The sequence below is a fragment of the Pantoea sp. S61 genome, from assembly GCF_016625145.1.
Taxonomy (GTDB): Bacteria; Pseudomonadota; Gammaproteobacteria; order Enterobacterales; family Enterobacteriaceae; genus Pantoea; species Pantoea rwandensis_B.
In genome coordinates this window covers 36,868-62,764 of sequence record NZ_JACVUO010000010.1, presented here as the reverse complement: position 1 = coordinate 62,764, position 25,897 = coordinate 36,868, and the positions used below count along the sequence as shown (strand labels likewise).

Below are 25,897 nucleotides of genomic sequence, written 5' to 3'. Positions count from 1 at the left end.
GAGCTGAGTCAATGTCATTAGAAAGAAATAAGGCTGACGTAGTTATCGTTGGTATGGGTTGGGCGGGTTCCGTGATGGCGGAAGAGTTAACCCGCGCCGGGCTGAATGTGGTCGGTATCGAGCGTGGTGCGTGGCGTGACACTTCCACCGATTTCCCAGTGGCGATAGATGCCGATGAATTGCGTTTCCACACGCGTCGCAAAATTTTACAGCCGATGAGTGTCGAAACCACCACGTTCCGCAACCGCAGCGACCAACTTGCTGCGCCAGTGCGTAACTGGTCGGCATATCAGTTTGGCTGGAACGTCGGGGGGGCAGGCACGCACTGGGCAGGAATGTCCTGGCGCTTCACACCGTGGGATTTTGAAGTGGCGACGCAGACCCGTGAACGTTACGGCGCGAAAAAGATGGCAGGCTTGCAGCTGCAAGATTGGGGCGTAACCTACGACGAAATGGAACCCTTCTACGATCGCTTCGAACGTATTGCGGGAACTTCCGGCTACGCTGGCAACCTTCAGGGTGAAAAACGGGCGGGCGGCAATGTCTTTGAAGGCGCACGTCAACGTGACTACCCTACCCCGCCGCTGAAAGATACGCACTGGATGAGCAAATATCGCAAGTCCACCGAAAGCATGGGGTACCACCCCTTCACGGTGCCCGCGGGCAACCTGTCGCAAGCTTATGTCAATCCACTGGGCGTTAGCATGGGGCCATGCACCTATTGTGGTTTCTGCGATTTCCACGGCTGCGGTAACTTCTCCAAATCGTCGCCACAGGCCTGCATTTTGCCGGTGTTAATGCGCCGTCCGAACTTCACCTTGCTGACGGAGACAGAAGTCCTGCATGCCGTGAAGCATGAAGATGGCAAAACAGTGAAAGGCGTGAAATTTGTCACTCAGGATGGCGTGGAAGGTTTCCAGCCTGCCGATGTCGTCTGCTTCACCGCTTACCAGATGGATAACGTGCGGCTGATGCTGTTGTCCGGTGTGGGAGAGAAATACGATCCGCTCACCGGCCGTGGCACCATTGGTCGCAACTACAACTATCAGACGTGTTCAAGCGTGACAGGCTTCTTCGATAACGAATACATGAACCCGTTTATCGGCGGCGGTGCTTTAGCTGTGCAGATCGATGATTTTAACGGCGACAACTTCGATCATAGCGACCTCGATTTTATTGGTGGCGCGGGGATTATGGGCTTCTCCACCAATGGCCGTCCGATTCAAAACATGAACGGCCTGCGTCCCGGCACCAAACGCTGGGGCAGCGAATGGAAAGCGGGTTATGCGCGTGATTACCAAACGGCGGGCACCATCTTCTGCCAGGGCACGTCGATGCCCATGCGCGAAGCCTATCTCGACCTTGATCCCAACTATAAAGACCGCCACGGCCAACCCCTCCTCCGCCTGACGTTCGATTGGAACCAGAATGACCAGCGCATGGCGAAATTTGTTACCGATCGCGCAATCAACATCATGAAAGAAGTCGGCGGTCAGCACGTTGTGGTCGATAACCAAGCCGAGAAAAGCTGGAACCCTTACATGCAGCACAGCTCGCACACCATTGGCGGCGCAGTTATGGGGGCCGATCCGAGTACTTCCGCGCTCAACCCGTACTTGCAAAGCTGGGATGCGCATAATTTGTTTGTGGTCGGAGCTTCAGCGTTCCCCAACAATGGCGGCTATAACCCAACAGTCACCGTGGGTGCGTTGGCGGTGCGTGCGGCGCAAGCTATCCACCAGAAGTACATCAATAATCCGGCACCGCTGGTGGGAGCATAATCATGGCGAAGGCAAAGAAAATTACCTATACCCTCGCTGCGCTGGCCGTGGTCGCCGCCATTGGCGTGACCGGCAGAATGTGGGTGGTGATGGACAGCTCACGTTCAAATGTGGCTGATGATAAGGTCAGGTTAGCCGATTTCCACAGCAGTGATGCGAATGCCATTAAACGTGGCGAATATGTGATGCGCCTGGCGGACTGCGCGGCGTGCCACAACGCGGATTTCTCCGGCGGCTACAAGATCGACACTCCCTTTGGTGCACTGCAAACGTCCAACATTTCACCCGATCGGGAAACCGGCATCGGCAACATGACGGAGCACGATTTCTTTAATGCGGTCCGTCAGGGACGCGGCGAACACGGCTTCCTTTATCCTGCGATGCCTTACACCGCTTATACGCAGATGAGCGATGCCGACATGCACGATCTTTGGGCCTATTTCTCCGCGCAGAAGCCAGTGAAAAATGCCATTGATGAAAACGCTGGCATGAACTTCCCGTATAACATTCGTCTGGCGATGGCGGGTTGGAACCTGTTGTTCTTTGATAACAGTGCGTTCAAGCCCCAGAGTGCGCAGAATGATGCCTGGAACCGCGGTAAATACATCGTTGACGGCCCCGCGCACTGTAGCGTGTGCCACACCGCACGTAATGCGCTAGGGGGAGAGATCAGCAGCCAGTATCTGCAAGGCGGCAACTTAGGAACCTGGTATGCACCGGATATCTCACCGAATACTCATGCTGGCATCGGAAAATGGAGCGATGAGCAGATCGCGGATTACCTGAAAACCGGCTCCAACGGGGAAAGTGTTGCGGCCGGTCCGATGGCTGAAGCGGTTGAGCACTCAACGCAATATTTCAATGATCAGGACCTGAAAGCCATTGCCACCTATTTGCGCAGCCTGCCAGCGTCGCCCACGGCTAAGCCAACTGCATTTGTGATGGATAAGACCAAACACGATCAGGCGGCACTGCGCTATGAGGTAGACTGCTCAGCCTGCCATGGCTTGTCGGGAGAAGGTATCACGGGTATGGTGCCGGCTTTTGCGGGTAACACCGCGATGCAGAACGATCCCACCAACATGATCCATGCGCTGTTGGATGGGGCGCGAGCGCCGCACACCGAAGGACGCCCAACGTCTGCCGGTATGCCTGCCTTCTCATGGAAATTGAACGATCAAGAGATGGCAGATGTGCTCAACTACGTGCGCAATTCATGGGGCAACGAGGCTGCCGAGGTGAAAGCCAGCGATGTTGCCACGCTGCGCAAAGCCACGGATGCGGGAGATAAGCTCAAAGTACCGGCAGCGAAATAACGGCTTCTCATCAATCATCAACGCGCCGCTATTCCTTTCTGTGCGAAGAGTAGCGGCGCAACCTATGAAGTGAATCCCGAAAGTTGGACACCATGCCAATGTATCGGGGGAACAACAATGAGCAGTCATAAGCATTCACCGGAATTAAAAAAACAGGCCGCTCTGCATCATTCCCCTCATCCAACAACCCTTAACATTTTCGGTAAACCGGCTTTCCAGTTTTGTGCACGCTGACGTCTCATTGCGCCGGAATTAGCGCAGCAGTTGGTTAATTCCCCACAGCGCTAAAGCGTGATCGTCTTCAGAAGGCAAACCACTGATGCTCACCGCGCCGATGATCGCGCCCTGCGGGCTCAGTAGCGGGAAGGAACCACCGTGATCGGTGTAATCTTCCTGACGAATGTTGCGCTGCTGCGCCATACGTTCGCCCTTCTGCTCATTAGCGAACCCTACGTACATGGAGGAATGACCGGTCAACAGTACGGTGTTGCGTTTGCGGCGCATCCACTCCAGATTTTCGGGGGCAGAACCGGGTAACGCCGCAAGGAACAGCACCTGCCCAAATGCATAAACTTCAATAGCAATGGGTGCGTTCATTTCGCGGCCACGCTGTTGAATGCCCTGACCAATTTGCCACGCCAAATCGAGATCGAACTGCGGCAAACGGTGCTCAGCCTCTTGTTGTAGCAGTATTTCTAAGGAAGGCAGTGCTGACATTGATAGGATTCTCTCAAAATGAAATTTATTTTCCACTTTTTATAGCATGGAAAATATTTTTCGCATGTGATGAGGATCGCAGTTCAGTTTGGGTTAACCCGAATCACGCGGCACCATGGTAAACCCCATATCAATAATCGGATTTTCCACCGTCTGATTTTGCAGACGCTTTAACAATTGCTCAGCAGCAAGTTCGCCCATGCGGTGCCTATCAATACGCACTGTCGAAATCGCCGGGTAATTCGCCGCTGCGAAATCAAGGTCGCCAAAGCCAATGACCGCCAGTTGCTGTGGAATGTTTACACCACGCGCCTGCGCCGCCATCAGTGCACCCTGCGCCAGCGTGTCTGAGCTGCATACCAGCACATCGACGTCAGGGTGCTGATCCAGCAATTGTGCACAGGCTTCACGGCCGCGAGCCATCAGCGCAGGGAGTTGGACGGGTACATCAGCCAGCGGTTTTATCTCCAGGAACGCTAATGCCTCCAGCAAGCCCTGTTTACGTTGCAATGCACGGCGGTCATCCGTCCATATCAGACCCGGTTTTTGATAACCACGCTCGGCAAGATAAGCAGCAACGCGCGCGCCGATCTTCTCATGAGAAAAACCGACCAGCATATCAATGGGCGTGGGCGTCATGTCCCAGATTTCAACCACCGGCACATTGACCTGTAACAACACTTTTTTCAACTGCGCACTGTGATGAATACCGGTGAGTACGATGCCATCCGGGCGACGGGATAACAGCGTAGACACCGTTTCTGCTTCAGTTTCTGCTTCGTAACCGGTGACACACAACAGCATGTGATAGCCCTGCGCACTCAGGCTGTCGTTCAGGCTCTGAATGGTGTCCACGAACATGTTGTTATTGATTTGCGGCACCACGACGGCAATCAGGCGACTGCGATTACTCGCCAGACTGCCCGCTTGCGCGTTGGGAATGTAGCCGGTGGCGCTGATCGCCGCTTTCACTTTGGCGACGGTCGCCGGTCGAACCAGATGCGGGGAGTTGAGCGCGCGACTCACCGTCATCGGCGAAATTCCCGCGACGCGGGCGACATCTTCCAGCGTGGGTGCAGCGTTGCGCTCGGGGTTGCGTAGTTTCATGGCGGCTCAGGTTAGAAGCAGATAGCGCTAGCATAGCAGGCCGCCCTATCAAAGCCAGCGCAATACGCTGAGAATGTTAGGGCTATCATTTCAATCCCCGGATTATCTATTCTGTGATCTGCTCTGCATTAAACCTCAACGTTATTGGCGCATAGTCTGTTCCTAACATAAATGTTAGCGCAATCATTTATAGGAGAACATCATGTCGAGTGTGAATTCCAGTGCCGTCAGCTATGCAAAATCAGCGGGAGCCGGTAACGCTACCGAGAGTGGTGACCGCATCGTTTGGGTCAATTTGTCATTGGCCTTTTTGCCGCTGGCCACGCCGGTAAGCGATGCCAAAGTGCTGACCGGACGCCAGAAACCGCTGACCGAAGTGGCGATCATCGTGGCGGAGATCGAAACGCGTGACGGTTTCCAGGGCATCGGTTTTAGCTATTCCAAACGCGCTGGCGGTCAGGGCATTTACGCCCATGCTTGCGAAATTGCCGATGCGTTGATCGGTGAAGACCCCAATGACATCGACAAGATTTACACCAAACTGCTGTGGGCGGGCGCATCAGTGGGCCGCAGCGGGTTGGCGGTGCAGGCGATTTCACCGTTTGATATTGCGCTTTGGGATATGAAAGCGCGTCGCGCCCAATTACCGCTGGCGAAGTTGCTGGGGGCGCATCGTGATTCTGTGCAGTGCTACAACACCTCTGGGGGCTTCCTGCATACGCCGCTTGATCAGGTGATCAAGAACGTGGCGATCTCGCGTGAAAATGGCATTGGCGGTATCAAACTTAAAGTCGGCCAACCTAATACCGCTGAAGACCTGCGTCGCCTCACTGCGGTGCGTCAGACGCTGGGCGATGATTTCCCGCTAATGGTGGACGCGAACCAGCAGTGGGATCGTGAAACAGCGATTCGCATGGGACGTAAGATGGAGCAGTTCAATCTGGTGTGGATCGAAGAACCGCTCGATGCCTATGACGTGGAAGGCCACGCAGCATTGACTGCCGCGCTGGATACGCCGATTGCAACCGGTGAGATGCTCACCAGCTTCCGTGAACATGAGCAACTCATTCTTGGCAACGCCAGCGACTTTGTGCAGCCGGATGCGCCGCGCGTGGGCGGTATTACGCCATTCCTGCAGATCATGGGTCTGGCGGCGCGCCACGGACGTAAGCTGGCACCCCACTTCGCGATGGAGATTCACATTCATCTCGCCGCCGCCTATCCCATTGAACCCTGGCTGGAGCATTTTGAGTGGCTCAATCCGCTGTTCAATGAGCAGTTAGAATTGCGTGACGGACGTATGCTGATCTCCGATCGCCACGGCCTCGGCTTTAGTCTCAGCGAACAGGCACGCCGCTGGACCACACTCACACACAGCGTGGGCAAACGCCCTTAGTGGATCTTTGCGCTGGCGTGACCGCTAAGCTGAGCCTTAGCCAGCGTGCGCGCCAGAATCGAAGAGTACAGCGGTTTGCCGCCAAAGAACTGTGCAGCAAGGGTTGCGCCCAGGCACGTGATGATCATCGGCAGAATCAGCTGATAGTTATTGGTCATTTCCAGCACCAGCACGATGCCGGTTAAGGGCGCGCGTACCGAAGCGGCAAATAGCGCACCCATGCCTGCCACGGCAAAGGTCGCGGCCTCCAGTTGATAGCCGGGGAACCAGTGAATGCACAGTTGACCGAAACAGGTGCCCAGCAAGGTGCCCAGGGTGAGCATCGGCGCAAAGATCCCACCCGGCGCGCCTGAAGAGAAGCAGCAAATTGTCACCAATGTCCGCAGGGCGAACAGACCGAACAAGGCCAAAGCGCTGTAACTCCCCGCTGAGAAATCGGGAATCAGCGTGATGCCCCCACTCACTGCCGCCGGCAGAAATAGCCCAAGCACACCACAGAATCCCGCCAGCAAACTGCCCCACATCACCCAGGCGGCGATGCGGCCTTGATGTAATCGTTGAAACTGATCCTGGGCGAGAAATATCAGGCGGTTAAACGCCACACCGCAGCCGCCAAACAGGATGCCGAGCAGCAGATACAGCCAAAGCGTGTTGGTAGGCGCATCGCGCAACTGGCCGATGTTGATAATGGCCTCATTACCATTGCACAAACGAAACACAATGCTGGAGACGATCACACCGACAAACACCGCTTTTATCGAGATCAGGCTGTAGCGGAACTGTGGGCGCATCTCCTCAATAATAAACAGAATGCCCGCCAGCGGCGCATTGAAAGCCGCCGACAAACCCGCCGCGGCCCCAGTGGCGATGAGAGTATGGCGGGATTCAGACGACTTTACGCGGAACAGATCCAGACACATGCCGCCAATGTTGCCGCCGATCTGCACGGTTGGGCCTTCGCGCCCCAACACCATACCTGAGCCCAGCGCGCCCATACCGCCGAGAAACTTCACCGGCAGCACGCGCCACCAGCGCACCGGGCGCAGCTCCTCCAGTGCCCCTTCGATTTCAGGGATGCCTGAACCGCCCGCTTCTGGCGCGAATCGCCGCACCAGATAGTAGCCAATGGCACCCAATACAGCGGAAACCAGGAAAGCACACAGGACCTTAAAAATGGGATGAGTGGCGGCATTTTCCAGCCAGTTCAGGCGTGAATGCAGGATGAGATTCACCGCGCGGTCAAAGGCAACACCAACCAGACCGGTGAGGACACCGACCAGTGCGGCGAGCAGCAATAAAGCCACGGGTGTTTTATCGCGGCGCAGCAGCTTTTGCAGCAGCATAAAACGCCCGGCGCGCATGGCGTTCTCAGGCTGACTGGCATTTTGCGAAACAGACATGCAGATCCTCAATAACATCAGCGCCGCCATTCCAGCGACGAAAAGGCGTCAGCATAGCTAACGCAGGCGATCGCGTAACGCAATCATTGGCAACAGAATTTTACGGTTGGCTAGGCAGTTCACCATAATGCACCGCCAGCCACACCGTAGGGCCCTGGCTATCAGTCCAGCAAACGCGATGGCGGCAGCCTGCAGGAATATCGATAAAATCGCCGGGTAACAGTGTGCGCGCTTCACTTTCGCCTTCCAACTGCAATCCAGCCGACCCCTGTAAAATCATCACCCATTCACCTTGCGTCTGGCAGTACCAAAAATCGGGCGGACTGGCCTGCCCGGTTGAAACGATACGTTCAATCACGAGATTGGGTTGTGACAGCAGCGCTTCGAAGGTTTCAGCGCTGCCGTTTTGTGCCGCTGGCGGAAAATCACGCAACAGATTGGTCAACATAATGTGAGCCCGATGTTTTTGCTGGATTTATGCACTGTAACGCAGGCTTCACCCGGAAGGCTCACAGAATTTTATGTCTCTCGTTGACGAGTAAAGGGCAAATCACCATGATCCTGGCCTTAAAGATCATGCTGTCTCTACCACCGCACTTCGGTTGCCATACGATTTATTGTGCGTGCGATAGCGACTTCATGGCTGTGGATACGCGCGATGCATCGCGCCGCAAACGTATTTGAAACGGATAAAATCAAGAGAATTGGAGCCATCTGGTGTCAGAACTCACGAATGGATTGCTGGAAGAAATCGTAGCTGAAGTCCGTCCTTTAACGCGTCAGGGCAAGGTGGCGGACTACATTCCCGCATTGGCCGGTGTCGATGCCGATCAGCTCGGCATCGCCATTGTCACACCCGATGGCCAGCGCTTTCAGGCTGGCGATGCTTCCACGCGTTTTTCCATTCAGTCGATCTCCAAAGTGCTGTCACTCACTGTCGCGCTGACGCTATATGACGATGCCGAGATCTGGCAGCGTGTAGGTAAAGAACCTTCCGGTCAGGCGTTTAACTCGCTGGTGCAGTTGGAACTGGAACAGGGCAAACCACGCAATCCCTTTATTAACGCCGGTGCACTGGTAATGTGTGACTTGCTGGAGAGTCGTTTAACTGCTCCGCGCCAGCGTATGCTGGAGATTGTGCGCCGCCTGGCTCAGCAAAGCGACATCAACTATGACCGTGTGGTTGCGCGTTCTGAATACGAGCATTCCGCCCGCAATGCCGCGATTGCCTGGCTGATGAAATCATTTGGCAATTTCCACAATGATGTCAGCAAAGTGATGGAAACCTATTTCCACTACTGCTCAATCTCCATGAGCTGTGAAGAGCTTGCGCGCACCTTTCTCTATCTCGCTAACCAGGGACGCAGTCAGCACGATGAGTGGGCCGTGATCTCACCGCGTCAGGCACGGCAGGTCAATGCGCTGATGATGACCAGCGGTATGTATGACGGTGCGGGCGAGTTCGCCTGGCGTGTGGGAATGCCCGCGAAGTCGGGCGTAGGTGGCGGCATTGTCGCGGTCATCCCCGGAGAAATGTGCATCGCGGTGTGGTCGCCGGCGCTGGATCATTCTGGTAACTCTCTGGCGGGCACCGCCCTGCTGGAGAAACTCACCGAGCGACTGGGCCGCTCGATTTTTTAAAGCGCTTAGCTCACCACATGCAATGGATTGCCCTGAGCAAATCCGCCGAGATTAGCTTCAATGCCGCGCAACAGATTGTGCACTCCCTGCTGGCTGGCCCAGGCAATGTGCGGTGTCAGCAGCAGGTTAGGAATATCCGGTTGCAACAGTGGATGATCGGCTGCCGGTGGTTCACTGCTGAGCACATCCAGCGCTGCACCGGCAATCACACCCTGACGCAGCGCGTGAGCCAGTTCCGTTTCATTGATCAGGCCACCGCGTGCAGTGTTGATTAGCCAGGCAGAAGGCTTCATCTGTGCCAGCGCCTGCAAATTGATTAACTGCTGAGTTTGCGGCGTCAACGGGCAATGCAAGGTCAACACATCGCTGCGTGCCAGCACCTCTTCAAAGGGTACATAACCTGTGCGCGGCGCTGAACTGCCTTTGCGGTCCGCGTAGAGTACCGTCATGCCGAGCGCTTCTGCCATCGCACCCACCGCGCTGCCGATATCGCCTTTACCGACAATCCCTAAGGTCGCACCAAAAATGTCCTGAATCGGCTGGCGATGCACACAAAAATGCGACGATGCTGGCCAGGCCGCGCGCGTGCTGTTGGCGTAATCCACCAGATGGCGACGCAGGGCAAATAAGGCGGCAATCACGCCTTCAGAAACGCTGCGCGTGGAGTAACCCGGGACATTGCTGACGACAATGCCGCGTTCACGACACGCATCCAAATCGATGCAGTCGTAACCCGTTGCCGCGACACAGATGTAGCGTAAATCCGGCAATTGGTGCAGTGTTTCAGCGCGCAGCGGCACTTTATTGGTGATGGCAATCTGTGCGCCACGTAGGGCTGAGACGATTTCAGAGTGCGCGGTTGTCGCGCGGAAGTCCCATGCCGTACACCATTTTGGCCGCAGCGGCGGTTGCGGCAGCGTATCACCATCCAGCATCACTATTTTCATCGTGTCTCCGTTTACATGTTTCCGTACTGTTCTCATCAGGTTGCATTTAGGTTAACAAATGCAGCGCGTAAAGTGACTTTTTTCAAAAGGTGCGAATTTTTTCTTAATTAGCCTGAGTTTCTGTAACCCTTCTGCGGCAATGGCGTTACACTTCGGCCTCATTTGTTGAATCATTTCGTCGCCGCTATGACCTTTTCACATCAACTTCGCCAGCGCCTGACTGCCTGTATCGCCATCCTGGCGGTGCTGCTGCTGTTTGTCGCGCCGATCGTGTCGAAAACGTTGATGGAACGACAAAGCCGCATGATGGATATGCCATCCCACGGCATGACGTCTGAAATGTCGATGCATCATCACGAAATGATGATGGATATGGCGATGCCGGGCATGGACCATCACATGATGGAAAACGGTGAATTCGCCTGCGGCTATTGTGACCTGCTGGTGCATGTGCCGTTGATGATGTGGGTGTTCATCCCGTTCATCTGGCTGATGATGGTGATTTCTCGCGCCCCACCGCTGCCGCCTCTGCAGGCTCCGGTGATCCGACGCTTTAGCCCCACACACCGTCCGCGTGCGCCGCCTGCTGTTCTCTCCTGCTGATAACATCATTAACGACGCACTTTATTGCGTCACGGCATTCTCTAACCGGAAGGAAGACGGCTTTGTCTGCTGCTCACTCTGCAGCGCCGCGTGGTGCGGTGCTTAATCTACTTCGTCGCTTACATTTTTATATTGGCCTGTTTGTTGCGCCCTTTATTTTTGTCGCGGCACTCAGCGGCACGCTCTATGTGCTGACGCCACAACTGGAAAACGTCATCTACTCCGATGCGTTAACGGCACAACCCAATGGCCCTGCCCAGCCGCTATCTGCGCAAATCAGCGCGGCACGCGCTTACGCGGGTGAGAAACAGCACATTTACGCTGTGCGGCCTGCGCCAAGCGCAACGGATACCACTCGCGTGCAGTTCAGCGATGCCTCACTGGGTGCTTCGCAGTCTCGCGCGGTGTTTATCGACCCTTATAGCCTGAAAGTGAAAGGCGACATGACGGTGTACGGCACCAGCGGCGTGCTTCCGCTGCGTACCACGCTCGATTTACTCCACAGCAGCTTGTTGTTAGGTGATTTCGGCCGCAACTACAGCGAGCTGGCGGCGTCCTGGTTGTGGGTCGCCGCACTGGGCGGCGTGGTGCTATGGCTGGGTACGCGCCCGGAACGTAAGCTGAAAGCCGCGCGCAAGGGATTCGCCTTTAGCCGTCACTGGCATATCACGCTGGGTCTGACGCTGGTGCTGGGATTGGTGTTTTTCTCCGCCACCGGTTTAACCTGGTCGCAGTGGGCAGGCAATAACATTGATCGCTGGCGTACGGAGTTGAACTGGCTGACACCGCAGGTTAATACCTCACTCAGTGGCGATACGGCGCCTGCCGATCCTCATGCTGACCATCACAGCATGCCGGGCATGCCTGATATGGATATGTCCAGCATGTCGATGTCATCGATGGCAAAACCGGTTGCACAGCCCGCGAAGCCGATGCCCAACAACCAACCGGACAGCGATTGGGATCGCGTACTCAACGCCGCCCGTCAGGATGGATTGAGCGCCAGTAAGCTGGAGTTACGTCAGCCGAAAAGCGCGGACAAAGCATGGGCTGTGACCGAAATCGATCGAAGCTGGCCAACCCGCGTTGATGCGGTTTCCGTGAATCCGCAGGACTTCACGATTGTTGATCACGTCTATTTCGCCCAGTTCCCACTGGTGGCAAAACTGACGCGCTGGGGCGTGGATGCGCATATGGGCGTGCTGTTTGGCTTGCCTAACCAACTGCTATTAGCGTTCTTTGGACTCGGTTTATGCATGATGATCGTGCTGGGTTATCGCATGTGGTGGGCTCGCCGTCCGCAACAGGCGGAAGCCAGCCCGGCGAAAACGTTAACGGAGACCTGGCTTGCTATACCGCACTACACTAAAGGCACCTGCCTGATGGTGGCGTTGGCGCTGGGTTATGCGCTGCCCGTGATGGGAGTGAGTCTGCTGGCATTTCTGCTGATCGACATTTTGCGCTGGCGTAAGCAGCAGCGAGTTCCCATGACCGAAGCGGAGATTATGGCCTCGCAGCAGTCTCCGCTTGGCATTATACGCGCGCGCTTTACGGTGAAGCGCAAGGAGATGCGTAACTTCCTGCGCGGCGTGTGCATTCTGGCGGTGATTGTCGTTTCGGTGATGAGCAATGCGATTATTGGCGGAGTGATCGATCAGTACGGTATCCCGTTTAGCCACTGGTCATTGACGATGTACATCACGCAAGGTTTGATGATTGCCTTATACAGCTCCGTGTTCACCGCACTGATGTCGATTCCGCTATGGTATTTCTTCCTTGGCGAGAGCGACCCACAAGGTAAATAAAGAAGGGTGCGCAGGGATGCGCACCGCAGTTCGTCTGTGAAACTTAGAAGTCCGCTTTGAGTACCACGCGATAGTGGGCTTTTCCCGCTCTCACGTGTTCTAACGCAGCATTGATCTGCGACATTGGAAACTCCTCCACCTGCGGAGCGATATTCACGCGGGCAGCGAGCTTAAGCAATGAGCGTAACTGAGCGGGGGATCCGGTAGAAGAACCCGTCAGCGCACGGTCGCCGACAATCAGACTGAATGCCGGAACCTCAAACGGCTTCATCACCGCGCCCACCGTGTGGAATTTGCCTTGCCGCGCCAGAGCCTGATAATACGGCTTCCAGTCTAAATCCACGGCGACGGTGCTGATAATCAGATCAAACTGCCCTGTCATCGCATTCAAAGCGTCCGCATCCCGGCTGTTCACCACCCGATTGGCTCCCATTGCCAGGATGGAATCGGTTTTACTCGCATTAGAGCTAAATGCAGTGACTTCCGCGCCCATCGCACGCAGCAGCTTAATCGCCATATGGCCTAATCCGCCGATACCAATCACCCCGACGCGGCTGGTGGCGTTGATGTTATGCATCAATAACGGTTTGAATACCGTAATGCCACCACACAGCAGTGGACCTGCCGACGCCAGATCCAGCGTCTCAGGCAGCGGGATCACCCATTGCCAGTTGGCGCGCAGATGGCTGGCAAATCCACCGCGATTGTTGATGGTAGAGACTTTGCCGTTTTGACAGTTCACCTGATCCCCTGCGATACAGGCATCACAGTGATGGCAGCTTTTCGCTGTCCAGCCGATACCGACACGTTGCCCGATACTGAGTCCTTTGTTCTGTGCTGCCTCTCCCAGCGCCGCCACGCGACCAATCACTTCATGCCCGGCAATCAACGGGTAACGTGAACCGCCCCACTCGTTGTCGATCATCGACAAATCGGAATGGCACACGCCGCAGTAATCGACTTCAACCTGCACGTCTTCCGCTGCCAGCGGGCCGGCATCATATTCATAAGGCACTAACGCCTCACCCGCTTGCAGAGCGGCATAGCTGGAAATCTTCATCGCTGTCCTCGGAGTTTTGCTCGATAGAGCATCAGAGTAGCAAAGTGATGAGCAATATAATGCTGAATAATCAGCTTATTAGTGAGGGGAATGCTGTTTGGAAGGACGATGCAGGTTAAGAATGGAGGGGCGAAGAATCGGTGCGCATAATGCGCACCGAAAGACTCAAAGTCGGCATGGCTGAACTGCAACCTAAAGTCGGACCCTCATCTGACATTGACGTTGCAAGGGCCGACCCTATCGCCATGTTAGAAATCCGCTTTCAGCACCACGCGGTAATTCGCTTTACCGGCGCGGACATGATCCAGCGCGTCGTTGATTTTCGACATCGGGAACGCTTCTACCGTTGGTGCAACGTCAGCACGCGATGCCAGTTTCATTAACGAACGCAGCTGGCCCGGGGAACCGGTGGATGATCCGGTCACGGCACGGTCACCCATGATCAGGCTGAAAGCGGGGACTTCAAAGGGCTTCATCACTGCACCCACGGTGTGGAATTTACCCTGTGGTGCCAACGCCTGGAAGTACGGTTGCCAGTCCAAATCAACCGCAACGGTGCTGATGATCAGATCAAACTGACCTGCCAGCGCGTTCAATGCTTGTGGATCACGGCTATTCACCACGCGATCCGCACCCATCGCCAGGATAGATTCAGTTTTGCTGGCGTTGGAACTGAACGCCGTCACTTCCGCACCCATGGCTCGCAGCAGTTTGATCGCCATGTGGCCCAGGCCACCGATGCCGATCACGCCCACACGACTGGTGGCATTGATGTTGTGCATCAGCAGCGGTTTGAACACGGTAATACCGCCGCACAGCAGTGGGCCGGCAGTGGTGATATCCATTGACTCTGGCAGCGGGATTACCCATTGCCAGTCAGCACGCAGGTGGCTGGCGAACCCCCCTTTGTTCATGATGGTCGGTACAGAACCGTTTTCGCAGTTAACCTGCTCGCCGTTGATACAGGCATTACAGTGCTGGCAGCTTTTAGCTGTCCAGCCGATACCCACGCGCTGACCGACTTTCAGCCCTTTGTTCTGTGCGGCATCCCCTAACGCGCTGATGCGACCAATCACTTCATGGCCCGCGATCACCGGGAAGGCTGAGATGCCCCACTCGTTATCAATCATCGACAGGTCAGAGTGGCAAACGCCACAGTAATCGACCTCAACCTGTACCTCTTCAGCTGCCAGCGGACCGGTCTCATACTCAAAAGGCACCAGCGCTTCGCCTGCGTTCATCGCGGCATAACTTTTGATTTTCATTACTGTCCTCTGTTTCAGCGTTTTCGACTCACTAGTTTAGCAGAGCGTACGCCAGGATTATGACGATAAATCAATCGATTATCCGCGATTCGTCAGAAAAGCATTCAGGGTTAAAGCGGATCGTGATTCAGTGGGCTGCGAAAAGCATGCCTCGCTGCTTCAATCAGTTGGCTGGCGGTGATCGTCGGCGGTAAACGCATCAGCACCTTGCTCGCTTGCCAGTAGCACAGCACTATCTCTTCATCTGTTTCGCTTTCGGCCATCTCACGTAGTCGTCTGCGCAGGCTGACCACATCTAACGTTTGCTGCTCATCCACCATCTCCGCAATGGTCTGATTGATCACCTGATGGATGATTTTCCAGGATATTTCGGCAAACACATTTAACCTCGTTGCTTATCTATTGGCTCCAGGCAAATGAATCAAACGCACGGCGCTGACCGCACAAAAAGAGAACAAAGCTGGCATAACTATAGCCGTTTATTTTCTGAGCAAATGCCGGAACAGCGGACATTCTTGTAGTTAACGGATCTATAAAATGATTTTTATTTTGCCTCGTGCTGACGACCGCGAATGCCCTTGTAACAAAAAAGCATAAACCCACGCTGGCTGTCGTCGCCGCGCTTTGCCAAAGTAGAGCAACGTTTAACCTCGCAACAGGGAATGAATATGAGCCAAACCACAGCTTTACACGCCGATCCACTGATCTGGGGCCATGGCCCCAAAGTGTTTGAAGTGTTTCTTGAACCTACCTGTCCGTTCTCAGTCCGTGCCTTTAATAAACTGGATGCGCTGCTGGCATGGGTTGGGGAAGATAAGATGACGCTGAAGATTCGGCTGCAATCCCAGCCGTGGCATATGTATTCCGGGCTGATCGTACGTTACATCCTTGCCGCATCGACGCTGCCAGAGGGCAAAATTGCGGCGAAACGCGTGCTGCAAGCAGTCGCCGATCATCGTGAAGAGTTTGAGTTCACCGATCACAGTCATGGGCCGAACATGGACGCCACGCCGAACCAAATTCTGGCGCGTTTACAGCACTACAGTGGCGTCGACGCACATGCACCGTTCCTGCGCGCCGAGTTGCAAAACGAAATCAAATGGCACTGCAAATATTCACGCCAGAACGGCATTCACGTCTCGCCCACTTTTATCACCAACGGGTTGGTGCAGTTGGATATCGGTAGCGGTGATGATATTGAGTCCTGGGCTCAGCGCATTCTCGCCTGATGTCGTCAGCCCGCTCCGGCGGGCTATCCCCATATTTCGCAACAGATTTCTGCTTGCACTGATTGCACAATTTCCGATAATCGTTATTTACCTAATTATATAGCGAGAAAGGGAATGCAAGTCAGATACCTCACAGCATTGATGTTAACCGCCGCCGCGGGCCTCAGCCTGCAAGCACAAGCCAGTACCGATATTCGCGTAACTTATGCTGGTTCGATGGGGAAAGTGATGGACCAGTCTTTAGGTCCAGCCTTTGCTAAACAGAATGATGGGAAATATGAAGGGCAAGGCCAGGGCGCATACGGCATGGCTCGACTGCTCGCGAGTAAGAAAATCACCGCTGATGTGTTCGTTTCCATCACGCCGGGCCCGATGCAGATTTTGAAAGATGCAGGATTGATTGATGATGCCGTACCGATTGCCAGCACCAGCATGGTGGTGGCGTACAGCCCGAAAGGCAAATTTGCCCAGCAGTTCGCACAGGCGAAAGGCGCAGATGCCAGCTGGCTGAAAGTGCTGGCCACGCCGGGGATTAAATTCGGCCGCACCGATCCGATTAACGATCCAAAAGGCCAGAACATTATCTTTACCCTGCTGCTGGCTGAGAAGTATTTTAAGCAGCCAGGCATCGCCGATAAAATTCTCGGTAGCTACCAAAACCCTGCTCAGACCCATCTTGAAGGCGGTCTGCTGGCGCGCCTGGAGAGTGGTCAGGTAGATGCCGCTGCAGGTTATGAGAGTGAAGTGATTTCCGCACATCTGCCTTACGTTGCGCTGCCGGATGAGATCAACCTGAGCAATCCAGACATGGCAAAACAGTGGTATGACACTGTCAGCTTCAGCGTAAAAGACAGCGCTGGCAAAGATAAAGTGCTGCACACTCAACCGCTGGTTTACTACGCAGCCGTGCTGAAAAACGCGCCACACGGTGCGGAGGCGGGTAAAGCCTTTGTCGATTTCATGCTGAGTAAGCCAGGTCAGGCGCTGTTTAAACAGAATGGCTACGCCGCGCCGAAAGGCGGAGCTGTTTATCAGTAATGAAGACCGGTCACGCCACCGCGCTTTGGTTGTCACTGCCAGCACTGATGTTGCTGGCCGTGCCATTCGTCACCCTGATTGGTGTCACTCAATGGCAGCACATGCACCTTGCCTGGGGCGATGGGAGTGCCATCTCCACCTCCCTGGGATTGGGCGCCATTGCGCTGCTGTTAATTTTTATCGGCGGATTGCCGGTGGCGTGGTGGCTGTCACAAGCAAAGGGCCGCGCGCGCGCCATCGTTGAACTGTTGGTGATGATTCCCTTGCTGACACCGCCGCTGGCAATGGGGATTTTACTGGTGAGCGCTTATGGACCCTATAGTGTCCCAGGCGAGTTACTGGGGAAATTTGGCTGGACGCTGGTCAACAATCCTGCCGCGTTTATTCTGGCGCAATGGTACGGCGCACTGCCCTACTTCATCACTACCGCGCGTTCCGCGTTTGCAGGTGTTCCGCAGGATATTCTGGATGCCGGTCGCACCTTAGGTGCCTCACCGTGGCAGGGGTTTTGGCGTTTGTCGGTTCCGCTGGCCGCGCCGGGTTTAGCCTCTGCAACGGCTTTGGCGTGGGTGCGCGCCATGGGTGAGTTCGGTATTGTCATGATTTTCGCCTATTTCCCTCAGGGGATGCCGGTTCAACTTTATAACAATCTGCAAAATGACGGCGTGGACGCGGTGTACGTGCTGCTGTGGTTGCTGCTGTTGTTTACTTTGCCGGTGCCACTGTTGTGTTTTGTGGCATCACGGCGCGTACGTTATGGCAGTTCATCAGTGGAGTCATAGCGCGGCAGGAAAACCGATATTCCGGAGCGGGTAGCCTGTAAGATGCGCCCTGGCTATGTTGGACAGGCTAAATGAAGTGACACGACAGACAATGTGCATGATGGGCGCAATCTATTGCGCCCATCATGACTTATTCAATCGCTTTCAAGGCATCCAGCGCGCAAGCCTCATCAAGATTACCGCCTGGTGCACCACCGACACCAATCGCACCAATCACCTGATCACCACTTTTTACCGGCACGCCACCGGCTAACAGCAGAAAGCCTGGTACGTCACGCATATTCTGCGCGCCTGGATTGTTCTGTGCTGTTTCCATCACTTTGCCACTCAGATTCCTGGTACTCAGCGCGGTGTAGGCCTTCATACGGCTCGCCTCTACGGTGTGCGGACCGGCATTGTCCATACGCTGTACCGCAGTCACTAAACCTGCGCGATCCACGACTGTCACGGTGACATTGTAATTTTTTGCTGCGCAGGACTGAATGGCTGCGCTGGCCAGTTTTTGCGCCTCAGCCAATGACAGATTGGATTCAGTCACGGCGGCCTGGCTACCAAAAGAAACAAATGCCGCCGCAGCAGCAATCAAAGAAAGGCGAATAGTCATGTGTCACTCCTGAGTTATGTTAGGTGACACTGTAAAACGAGAGCAGGTTAATAAATATTCGGACGATCACGCGTTCTGCCAGGTAGTTATACCTGGTTTAGTTGCTGCCAGGCGTGGATCAGTTGCGCAAGATTGTCCATTTCCAGTTTAGTCAGAACCGAGGCGCGATGGGCTTCAACCGTTCGTGGTGACAGCGATAAATCACGCGCTATCTCTTTACTGGTTTGCCCAGCAATCATCAGTTGCATCACTTCGTTTTCACGCACTGACAACAAGGCAAAACGCGACTGCAAAATCTGCTGCGCCTGCCAGCGCTGCGCGCGCTGTTCACTTTCATGCATTGCCTGGTGAACGCTTTCCAGCAACGGTTCAATCTCTAACGGTTTAGTGTAGAACTCGAAAGCCCCCTGACGGAATGCACGGCGACAGGCTTCAATCGTGCCATGACCGGTCATGATGATCACCGGCAGCAGCTGATGCCTTTCGCCCTTCTCTGCCAGCCAGCTAAGGCCACTAATGCCCGGCATGCGGACGTCCAGCAACAAACAGCCGCGCAGTGGTTCCTGCGCTGACGTAGCCGCCTCAAATGAGGCCAAATCAGCAAAGTCGGCAACGTCATATTCCAGTGTTCTCAAGAGAAAACCCAGTGATTCACGCACCGACAAATCATCATCCACTAACCAAACTTTTGCGCTCATTCCGTTACTCCGCCAGTGGGAAAATTAGGGTGATTTCCGCGCCGCCCTCGGCGCGGTTTGCCAGCCGCAGCTGGCCATTCATGCGTAACATCAAGCTCTCAACCAGCGTCATGCCAAGCCCCATGCTTTCTGGGCGCGAGCTGTAAAACGGCATACAGGCCTGTGCTAATCCTTCGACAGAAAAGCCTGGTCCGTTATCACTGATGATGACTTTGATCTCGTGCGCCAGGCGTTCTGAAGTGATAGCCACCCACGCATCCGCCCGCCCTTGCTGCATGTGGATCGCATTTTGTAGCAGATTGTGAAAGACCTGTTCGAGCCATTGTTCGTCGCCGATAACGCGCGCGTGATCATGCTGAAACTGCTGATGAAGCACCACACCGCCCGCATCCAGTTCTTGTTGCAATAGCACCGTGACTCGCCGCCATGTTGATTCAACACCGACTGCGATCATCGCCACCGGGCGTTCGCTGACAATGTCGCGAAAACGTTGTAGCAATCCAGCCAATCGTTCCGTTTGCAAATTGATGGCACTGAGTGTCTGCGGCAGGCTACCGTGTTTACCTTGCTTAAGCAGCAGCTGGCTGGTGTGCAACCACGTGTTAATCGCGGTGAGCGGCTGGTTAATTTCATGGATGATACCCGCCGTGAATTCACCCAAAGATTCACGCCGCGTGCGCTGGAAATAGTCAGCCCGCAGGCGCATCTCGACGTTTTGTCGCCAGTGACGCAATAATTCCCAACCGAGAAAACCGATAATTAGCCACAACATCAACGCCAGCAGGGGCGGAGCGACATGCAGCGCACGCCAATCAGGATTCGCGCTGCCTTTAATCAGAAAAGGTTGGTAGAGGTTGATAAACGGGCGCTGCCATTGCCAACGCGCCGTTTCAGAATAGCCCGAGGTCGATATTGCGGGCTGAGCGTGAATATGAAATGCCAGTGCCAGCCCGACCTCTGGAGCTTGCACGGCAAAATGCAAATCCACCAGCATGCGGAATTGTCGATAGGGGTTATACAGCCAGTAACGTCCGTCGTTGGCATCTTCAAATCGCGGGCCGGTTAACGGCCAGTTCTGCGTGTGCTCAAGCTGCACGATTTGCGGAAATTTCTTCTGCAATTCAGCAAGATTTTCATCACCCGTCAATAATGGCAACAGGGTTTCATTCTGCGTTAAATAGGCCGCAATGCGATTGAACTGCTGATGGTATTCCGCTTCACGCGTGCGACGTTGATTTAGGATTTGTTCGGCAAGCAATGCGAACAACGTCACCAGCGTGAGAAGTAGCCAGACCAGCCAATACCTTTTCATCCATGGGCGGTAAGTGTGAGGCATAGTTTTCCGTTGTTAAAGCGATAAAAAAAGCCCTCCGTGTCAGGAGGGTTGTCGATACTGCACCTGCATCCATTCATGGTTTTGCAACGTTGTAACCTGCCCACTCCCTGGATTCAATCTGTTTTACTGGTTTAGCGCTGATTTCAGAAGTCTACCTGGTACGACTTTGATTTAGATTGGCTTTTTCCCGATCGGTGAGCGACTCTGCGTTATCCTGTTGTATGAGTTGATAACGAAACATGAGCTGTTTTAACAGTAATCCCGTCTGTGTTTGTTCACTCAACTGATCACCGTTACCTTCAGCATAACGTCGAAGTTGCTCTTCAACCGGAATCTGTTGGTTGAAGGCCTGCATCGCGGAAAAAATCCCCGTTTTAAGCTCACTCACCGTGAGATATTTCCCTTTAGTTTTGTCTAGTCCATTGAGTTGTTCAGCCATATTTTCCAGCTGCGCCATACCACGATGCCAGCTCTGTAATTTTTCCAGCGATATCGCTTGTTTCTCTCTGCGCTGTTGTTCGAGCAGAGCTTGAGAGGCCATCGAGTGCTGATGCTGTTCGTATCGATACCAACTGCCACAAACGAAGACTAAAACGCCAGCCAGTAACGCACAGCAGGCCCCGCTCACAAATGATTTTAATGATGACGGCGTTGTGGGCGCGTCTTGCTGCTCATCCGCATCAGGATAGACCACATAAACGCGAGCCGGATGGCGGTGGTGTTCACTGTTGAGTGCTGCCGGGATAAGCTGCACCGGAGAGGGCAGACTCTCCTGCAGCTGCGTCATGGAGTGTTTGACCTGATGCAATAAGGTATTGGCCTGCGCGAATTCCCTGATACCAAAACGTAACAACGCTTCACGCAGGGATATCAGCAACCGCTCCGTTTCTAATAGCTGCGCCGCCATCTCGCTGTCCCGGTCCGTCACATCACTTAACTCACAGACAGGAGGCAATGTGTCAGCCAGACAGGTATCGACCAGGGTGCCATCCGCAAAGCGGACGGCAATGCGCGTCGCATTCAGCTTCGACAGTGCCAGCGCACCCTCATCGAACTCAACACACAGCACGCCCCAGGGGTGTGCCAGCGTCATGCCTGCGACGGTGCCTGCCACATGCGCGTCCCACATGGCCTGCTGCTGAAACTGTTGCGGCGTCAGAAACGCGCCGTCTTCCCATAACGGACGGTAAATTTTCATTCCGGATAGCCGCCTTACGCTTTCGCTTTTGGCATCTGCGATACCAGCGACAGATTGACGTCCATGCCTTCCACCTGGAAATGCGGCACTGCGAAGAGTTTCACGCGGAAGAAACCAGGGTTGTCTTCGATATCTTCCACCACCACCTTCGCATCGCGCAGCGGGTGTGAGGCCTGCAACGCGTCACCCGGATCGGTCATCTCGGTCACCAGGCTCTTCACCCAGGTGTTTAGCTCGAGTTCGAGCAAGCGGCGATCTTTAGTGGTGCCGATGTTTTCGCGCTGAATCAGCTTCAGATAATGCGCGATGCGCGACAGCAGGAAGATATAGGGCAAGCGCGCGTTGATGCGGCTATTGGCGGTGGCGTCTGTGGTGTCATAAATCGCGGGCTTCTGCGCCGAGTTCGCGGAGAAGAAACAGGCATAATCACGGTTTTTGTAATACGACAGCGGAATGAAGCCCAGATTGGCGAATTCAAACTCGCGCGTTTCAGGGATCATCACTTCAGAGGGGATTTTCACCTGATTACCGGTGCCGAGGTCATACAGGTGAATCGGCAGATCCTGCACTGCACCGCCCGCCTGTGGACCACGAATCTGCACGCACCAGCCGTTGTTGATAAAGCTTTTCACCATGTTAGCGGCGAAAGCGAAAGACGAATTGGTCCAGAGATATTTTTCGTGATCCGGGCCTTTCACCTCTTCAACATAGTTAAAACTGCGCACCGGCACGGTATCAGGTCCGTACGGCAAACGTCCCAGCACACGCGGCATGGTCAGACCGATATACCGTGAATCATCGGTATCACGGAACGATTTCCACTTAATGTATTCCGCACGATCGAAGTAGTTGCCGATGTCTTTGATGGCTGCCACTTCTTCCATTGATTCCTTCAGGAAAAATGCCGGACCGGCTGATCCGATAAACGGCATATGGGCGGATGCCGCAACTTTCGAGATATTACGCAGCAGTGCGATATCCTGCGCAGAAGCATCGAATTCATAGGCTGCAATCACCGCACCGATCGGCTCGCCACCCGGCGTGTCGTACTCAGCGACATACGTTTGCAGATAGAGGCCACTTTGGATAATTTCCGGCGCGTCTTCAAAGTCCTGACGCAAATCTTCTTTCGATACATCAAGCACTTCCAGTTTGACGTTTTGGCTGAAATCGGTCTTATCCACCAACGATTTCAAACCACGCCACACCGATTCGACTTTCTGGAATTCGTCATGGTGCATCACCGCGTCCAGCTGTCGGCTGATCTGATAATCCAGCTCGGCAATGTGATGATCCAACAAGGTTTTATCCAGCTTTTCGACTTTCTCACCGCTGATTTTTAAGCGATTAAGAAACACCTGCATCGCCGCCGTCACGCGCTCGTCAGCAGTGGCATCTGACATTGCCTGATTGTCTTGCCAGACATTCAGGTCACTCAGTGAGCTAACCGGATTTAGATTAATTTTGTCGAACAGCGAGGCGTACACGCCTTCCGCTGCAGGGTTTTCAAGCACAGTGGTTTCACCGGAAGATCGGGTTTCATTCTGAACTGACATCAGCATCGTCTCTCATTTAGTCCGTTAAAAGGGGTTCAGCCGTTATCGCTGGCAAGCGCAGAAAGTTCCGCACGCAGTTCGTCACTCAGTGCCGGGTCTTTCAGGATGATCTCCAGTTCTTTGCGGAAAGTGACGTTATCGAGCAGATTGGATTTGAGATCGCGCAGCAGATTACGCATCGCGAGCATCGCTTTGAGTTGCGGGATCTGACGAGCGACCTGTTCAGGTTCGAAGTCTTTGATGTTGCTGAATGTCAGATTGATGGCCTGTTCACTGCCATCCGCTGACAAGGTATCCGGCACGGTGAGTCGGACTGATGGCGAAAAGTCAGCGAGCACGCTGTCGAAATTGTTTTTATTGACGTTGACCTTTTCGCGTTCGCTCAGCACGCGATCTTCCTGGCCATTACTGAAATCGCCGGTCACCAGCAGTTTGAGCGGCAGCTCCATTTTGCGTGCAGCGCCGCCGGTGTGAACGTCGAGTTTGATATTAACGCGCGCTTTGGGTATTTCGTTTTGATAAGAATTACTCATACAACCTCCTGTTAGACAAGCGCGGAAAGCACGCTTTATGCACACTTTCCTTGTGTGATTCGAGGCGAATATATAACAGGCTAATTTGGGTTAGCAACAGATGAAGATGAACTTTGCGATCTGATTTATATAGGAAATTTCTGATACTTAGCTTTAAGTCGTTGAAGTTAATCCAGGATTAATGTGTGGAATGGTGCTGATTTATTTTTTATGAGTGTTTTTATGCGCCTTGTTTTCTTAGGATTTATCGTAAGAAACATCTCAATCATTAATATATTTCATGATGAAATGGTCGATAATGTACATTAGTCAGGATGTGACATTCTGCCGTCTATTTTTCTCTGCCCATTGAAACGAAAAACCCCGAAAGTGGGTTATCCAACTTTCGGGGTTCACGTTAAGAAGCGGGTTTGTCAGGATTAACTGTTGCGGTGTAAATGACTACTCACAAATGCGCGACATCGATCTGAGAGCGGATCAGTGAACACCTGCTGTGGCGGCCCCGACTCTTCGATTTTGCCCTGATGCAGAAACACCGCTTTGTTGGAGACATCACGCGCGAAGCCCATTTCATGGGTGACGATGATCATCGTACGTCCCTCTTCAGCCAGGCTGCGGATCACCCGTAACACTTCGCCCACCAGTTCAGGGTCGAGTGCGGAGGTAGGTTCATCAAAAAGAAGCGCTTTGGGCTGCTGTGCCAACGCACGCGCTATCGCCACACGCTGCTGCTGCCCACCTGACAGCTGTGATGGCCACGCGTTGCGCTTTTCATACAAGCCGACTTTATGCAGCAGGGCTTCGGCTTCCTCAATCACCTCTTTATGGCCGCGTTTCTGGACATGCACGGGCGCTTCAATAATGTTCTGCAGCACCGTTTTGTGCGGCCACAAATTGAAACTCTGAAAAACGAATCCCAATTGCATGCGCATCAGTTTGATACGGCGCAGTTGCTCCCGGCTCAGTTTCTCGTTGGGATTGTCAATGGTGACCACCTCATCCCCGACCGCGATTTCCCCGCCTTGCGGCACTTCAAGAAACGGAATACAGCGCAATAGCGTACTTTTTCCGGAACCACTGGCGCCAATCAGTGATATCACGTCGCCATCCTGCGCCGTCAGGCTGATGTCATGAAGCACCTCATGCCCGCTATAACTTTTTCTGAGATGACTCAGGGCGATAGTGGGTTTACTCATTGACGTGCTCCAACATGATAAGGTGACAAACGGCGCTCCAACAGCGCCACCGCTTTACTGACCAGCACAGTCAGCAGCAGATAGATGATCGCCGCACTGATAAACACCTCCAGCGCGCGGAACGTCTCCGACACAATCGAGTCCGCAATACCGGTCATTTCCATCAAGCTGATGGTGCTGACCAGTGAAGTGGATTTGATCATCGAGATAATTTCATTGCTGTAAGCAGGCAAGGCCTGACGCACGGCGAGCGGCAAGGTGATACGGCGCAGCGTCGTGAAGCGCGACATACCGCTGACTTTGGCTGCCTCAAGCGACTGCACGCTAACGGCATTAAGACCACCACGAAGAATCTCCGAGGTGTAAGCCGCATCGTTAAGCACCAGTGCAATGAGCCCGCACCAGTAGGGATCGCGCAACAGCGGCCACAGCACGCTCTCGCGCACTGCCGGTAAACTCCCCAATCCGTAATAGATCATAAAAATCTGGATTAACAAGGGCGTGCCGCGGAACAGCCAAACGTAAAAGCGGGCAAAGACGCTACCATAGCGATTCTGGCGCAACAGGTTGAGCAATAACGCTAAAACCCCCCCACCCAGCAGTGACAAAACGGCCAGATTAAGGGTCAGTGGTAAACCGCGCAGCAACGCGGCCAGCGTATGCTGTAAAAAGGTGAAATCCATCGTGGC

The 25,897-nt window shown here is 54.2% G+C and carries 25 protein-coding genes; 9 read left to right on the top strand and 16 right to left on the bottom strand.

From position 1 onward, the window contains the following. Positions 1 to 11 precede the first annotated feature (11 nt). Positions 12 to 1,781, top strand: a complete 1,770-nt coding sequence (locus IAE30_RS18275) for a GMC family oxidoreductase (RefSeq protein ID WP_200680578.1) — start codon at positions 12 to 14, stop codon at positions 1,779 to 1,781. Positions 1,782 to 1,783: 2 nt separating this feature from the next. Then, the gene (locus IAE30_RS18270; RefSeq protein WP_200537008.1) at positions 1,784 to 3,097 is read left to right on the top strand and encodes a cytochrome c; all 1,314 of its coding nucleotides are present in this window, start codon (positions 1,784 to 1,786) and stop codon (positions 3,095 to 3,097) included. A 252-nt stretch (positions 3,098 to 3,349) separates the two neighbouring features. Here IAE30_RS18270 and IAE30_RS18265 read toward each other — a convergent pair whose 3' ends face one another. Both IAE30_RS18265 and IAE30_RS18260 read right to left on the bottom strand, forming a co-directional pair. Continuing rightward, positions 3,350 to 3,814, bottom strand: a complete 465-nt coding sequence (locus IAE30_RS18265; RefSeq protein WP_200537007.1) for a heme-degrading domain-containing protein — start codon at positions 3,812 to 3,814, stop codon at positions 3,350 to 3,352. A gap of 93 nt (positions 3,815 to 3,907) precedes the next feature. Further along, complete coding sequence (locus IAE30_RS18260; RefSeq protein ID WP_200680577.1) at positions 3,908 to 4,921, bottom strand: LacI family DNA-binding transcriptional regulator; 1,014 nt, start codon at positions 4,919 to 4,921, stop codon at positions 3,908 to 3,910. 199 nt (positions 4,922 to 5,120) lie between these two features. On the opposite strand from IAE30_RS18260, the gene IAE30_RS18255 reads away from it, so the two are divergent. Next, on the top strand, positions 5,121 to 6,317 hold the full coding sequence (locus IAE30_RS18255; RefSeq protein WP_200680699.1) for an L-talarate/galactarate dehydratase: 1,197 nt from the start codon (positions 5,121 to 5,123) through the stop codon (positions 6,315 to 6,317). On the opposite strand, the gene clcA is transcribed toward IAE30_RS18255, so the two are convergent. Continuing rightward, positions 6,314 to 7,717, bottom strand: coding sequence for a H(+)/Cl(-) exchange transporter ClcA (gene clcA / locus IAE30_RS18250; protein WP_200537005.1), 1,404 nt, complete (start codon positions 7,715 to 7,717; stop codon positions 6,314 to 6,316). The genes IAE30_RS18255 and clcA overlap by 4 nt on opposite strands. Before the next feature lie 100 nt (positions 7,718 to 7,817). Next, positions 7,818 to 8,165 (bottom strand): cupin domain-containing protein, encoded by a 348-nt coding sequence (locus IAE30_RS18245; RefSeq protein WP_200537004.1) that lies wholly within the window; start codon positions 8,163 to 8,165, stop codon positions 7,818 to 7,820. Between the two features lie 266 nt (positions 8,166 to 8,431). Here IAE30_RS18245 and glsB point away from each other — a divergent pair, with 266 nt between their 5' ends. Further along, positions 8,432 to 9,358 (top strand): glutaminase B, encoded by a 927-nt coding sequence (glsB, locus tag IAE30_RS18240; protein WP_234472801.1) that lies wholly within the window; start codon positions 8,432 to 8,434, stop codon positions 9,356 to 9,358. A 5-nt stretch (positions 9,359 to 9,363) separates the two neighbouring features. Here glsB and IAE30_RS18235 read toward each other — a convergent pair whose 3' ends face one another. Further along, complete coding sequence (locus IAE30_RS18235) at positions 9,364 to 10,305, bottom strand: D-2-hydroxyacid dehydrogenase (protein ID WP_200680575.1); 942 nt, start codon at positions 10,303 to 10,305, stop codon at positions 9,364 to 9,366. A 186-nt stretch (positions 10,306 to 10,491) separates the two neighbouring features. Between IAE30_RS18235 and IAE30_RS18230 the strand changes: the two genes are divergently transcribed. Continuing rightward, complete coding sequence (locus IAE30_RS18230) at positions 10,492 to 10,908, top strand: DUF2946 domain-containing protein (RefSeq protein ID WP_200680574.1); 417 nt, start codon at positions 10,492 to 10,494, stop codon at positions 10,906 to 10,908. Between the two features lie 62 nt (positions 10,909 to 10,970). Further along, positions 10,971 to 12,713, top strand: a complete 1,743-nt coding sequence (locus IAE30_RS18225) for a DUF2534 family protein (protein WP_200680573.1) — start codon at positions 10,971 to 10,973, stop codon at positions 12,711 to 12,713. A 43-nt stretch (positions 12,714 to 12,756) separates the two neighbouring features. On the opposite strand, the gene IAE30_RS18220 is transcribed toward IAE30_RS18225, so the two are convergent. From IAE30_RS18220 to IAE30_RS18210, 3 genes are all read right to left on the bottom strand, one after another. After that, positions 12,757 to 13,773, bottom strand: coding sequence for an NAD(P)-dependent alcohol dehydrogenase (locus IAE30_RS18220; protein WP_045813829.1), 1,017 nt, complete (start codon positions 13,771 to 13,773; stop codon positions 12,757 to 12,759). Between the two features lie 248 nt (positions 13,774 to 14,021). Beyond that, positions 14,022 to 15,038 carry an NAD(P)-dependent alcohol dehydrogenase gene (locus tag IAE30_RS18215; RefSeq protein WP_200680571.1) on the bottom strand — a complete coding sequence of 339 codons (1,017 nt, stop codon included), beginning with the start codon at positions 15,036 to 15,038 and terminating at the stop codon, positions 14,022 to 14,024. A 110-nt stretch (positions 15,039 to 15,148) separates the two neighbouring features. Beyond that, positions 15,149 to 15,418, bottom strand: coding sequence for a hypothetical protein (locus tag IAE30_RS18210; RefSeq protein WP_200680569.1), 270 nt, complete (start codon positions 15,416 to 15,418; stop codon positions 15,149 to 15,151). Between the two features lie 288 nt (positions 15,419 to 15,706). Here IAE30_RS18210 and IAE30_RS18205 point away from each other — a divergent pair, with 288 nt between their 5' ends. From IAE30_RS18205 to IAE30_RS18195, 3 genes are all read left to right on the top strand, one after another. Then, complete coding sequence (locus IAE30_RS18205) at positions 15,707 to 16,267, top strand: hypothetical protein (RefSeq protein WP_045813826.1); 561 nt, start codon at positions 15,707 to 15,709, stop codon at positions 16,265 to 16,267. A gap of 114 nt (positions 16,268 to 16,381) precedes the next feature. Further along, on the top strand, positions 16,382 to 17,305 hold the full coding sequence (locus IAE30_RS18200) for an extracellular solute-binding protein (protein ID WP_200680567.1): 924 nt from the start codon (positions 16,382 to 16,384) through the stop codon (positions 17,303 to 17,305). Next, complete coding sequence (locus IAE30_RS18195) at positions 17,305 to 18,087, top strand: molybdenum ABC transporter permease (RefSeq protein WP_200680565.1); 783 nt, start codon at positions 17,305 to 17,307, stop codon at positions 18,085 to 18,087. Before IAE30_RS18200 ends, IAE30_RS18195 begins: the two co-directional genes overlap by 1 nt. 130 nt (positions 18,088 to 18,217) lie before the next feature. Here the strand turns inward: IAE30_RS18195 and IAE30_RS18190 are convergent, their stop codons facing one another. From IAE30_RS18190 to IAE30_RS18150, 8 genes are all read right to left on the bottom strand, one after another. Further along, positions 18,218 to 18,691, bottom strand: a complete 474-nt coding sequence (locus IAE30_RS18190; RefSeq protein ID WP_200680563.1) for a heme-binding protein — start codon at positions 18,689 to 18,691, stop codon at positions 18,218 to 18,220. An 86-nt stretch (positions 18,692 to 18,777) separates the two neighbouring features. Then, positions 18,778 to 19,389: a response regulator transcription factor gene (locus tag IAE30_RS18185; protein ID WP_200536994.1), complete on the bottom strand. Its 612-nt coding sequence runs from the start codon at positions 19,387 to 19,389 to the stop codon at positions 18,778 to 18,780. A gap of 4 nt (positions 19,390 to 19,393) precedes the next feature. Beyond that, positions 19,394 to 20,725 (bottom strand): sensor histidine kinase, encoded by a 1,332-nt coding sequence (locus IAE30_RS18180; RefSeq protein WP_200536993.1) that lies wholly within the window; start codon positions 20,723 to 20,725, stop codon positions 19,394 to 19,396. 151 nt (positions 20,726 to 20,876) lie between these two features. Continuing rightward, complete coding sequence (locus tag IAE30_RS30435) at positions 20,877 to 21,923, bottom strand: VasL domain-containing protein (RefSeq protein ID WP_370585620.1); 1,047 nt, start codon at positions 21,921 to 21,923, stop codon at positions 20,877 to 20,879. 14 nt (positions 21,924 to 21,937) lie between these two features. Further along, positions 21,938 to 23,485: a type VI secretion system contractile sheath large subunit gene (gene tssC / locus IAE30_RS18165; protein WP_200680562.1), complete on the bottom strand. Its 1,548-nt coding sequence runs from the start codon at positions 23,483 to 23,485 to the stop codon at positions 21,938 to 21,940. A gap of 29 nt (positions 23,486 to 23,514) precedes the next feature. Continuing rightward, positions 23,515 to 24,012 carry a type VI secretion system contractile sheath small subunit gene (gene tssB, locus IAE30_RS18160; RefSeq protein ID WP_045831911.1) on the bottom strand — a complete coding sequence of 166 codons (498 nt, stop codon included), beginning with the start codon at positions 24,010 to 24,012 and terminating at the stop codon, positions 23,515 to 23,517. Positions 24,013 to 24,431: 419 nt separating this feature from the next. Next, the gene (locus tag IAE30_RS18155) at positions 24,432 to 25,208 is read right to left on the bottom strand and encodes an ABC transporter ATP-binding protein (protein WP_045816764.1); all 777 of its coding nucleotides are present in this window, start codon (positions 25,206 to 25,208) and stop codon (positions 24,432 to 24,434) included. Then, positions 25,205 to 25,891 carry an ABC transporter permease gene (locus tag IAE30_RS18150; RefSeq protein ID WP_200536971.1) on the bottom strand — a complete coding sequence of 229 codons (687 nt, stop codon included), beginning with the start codon at positions 25,889 to 25,891 and terminating at the stop codon, positions 25,205 to 25,207. Before IAE30_RS18150 ends, IAE30_RS18155 begins: the two co-directional genes overlap by 4 nt. Positions 25,892 to 25,897: the final 6 nt, after the last annotated feature.